The sequence below is a fragment of the Campylobacter concisus genome (genome assembly GCF_002913545.1).
Lineage (GTDB): Bacteria > Campylobacterota > Campylobacteria > Campylobacterales > Campylobacteraceae > Campylobacter_A > Campylobacter_A concisus_AV.
In genome coordinates, this window is sequence record NZ_PPBR01000030.1 from 1 (window position 1) to 555 (window position 555).

Genomic DNA, 555 nt, shown 5'->3' on the forward strand with positions numbered 1-555 from the left:
TTATTTGCTTGTCTTTGTGGTCTTTCTCACAAATGCCCTGCTTTCGCTTGTTTTCGCGCTTTTTCAAGGCAGTATCGTGCCAAAATTTGATAGGGAATTTTTCATAGCGATATTTATTACGACGGTGATTGGCACTATATTTTGCTACTTTGTGCAAACGATCACCCAAAGATACACGACCGCTAGCAAGGCGGCCTTGTTTTTCTGCCTAGAGCCAGTCTCTGCTGGGTTTATCGGCTACTTTTTTGCTGGCGAGATACTTAGCGTCTGGCAAATTTTTGGAGCCATGCTCATCATCTTTGGCGTCATTTTTAGCGAATTTGGTAAGCAAATTTGCTCTAAATTTAAGCTCTAAAAGACAAAAAGTTTCATTTGAGAGTCTATTTTCTCATCTATAAACTCGCCCTCAAATCTCTCTTTTAACATCGCCAAAACCGTCTTTTCATCGTAGTTTTTAGCTCCGTTTATCTCAAGGTGCCAGCAGATATTTTCAGCAGCTTCTTGCACGCTTCGTCTAGCGATCCTAGTTTCATTTAAAATTTGACTCTTAAAAGC

1 protein-coding gene and 1 pseudogene are annotated in these 555 nt (G+C 40.2%); one reads left to right on the plus strand and one right to left on the minus strand.

Features of this window, described 5'->3' with window-relative positions; translation table 11 throughout:
- Positions 1 to 355 (plus strand): DMT family transporter (locus CYP05_RS01675; protein WP_181001147.1); only part of this gene is annotated, 355 nt, incomplete at its 5' end.
- On the opposite strand, the pseudogene CYP05_RS01680 reads toward CYP05_RS01675, so the two are convergent.
- Positions 352 to 555, minus strand: a pseudogene (locus tag CYP05_RS01680) (class I SAM-dependent methyltransferase); the annotation flags it as partial. The gene CYP05_RS01675 and the pseudogene CYP05_RS01680 overlap by 4 nt on opposite strands.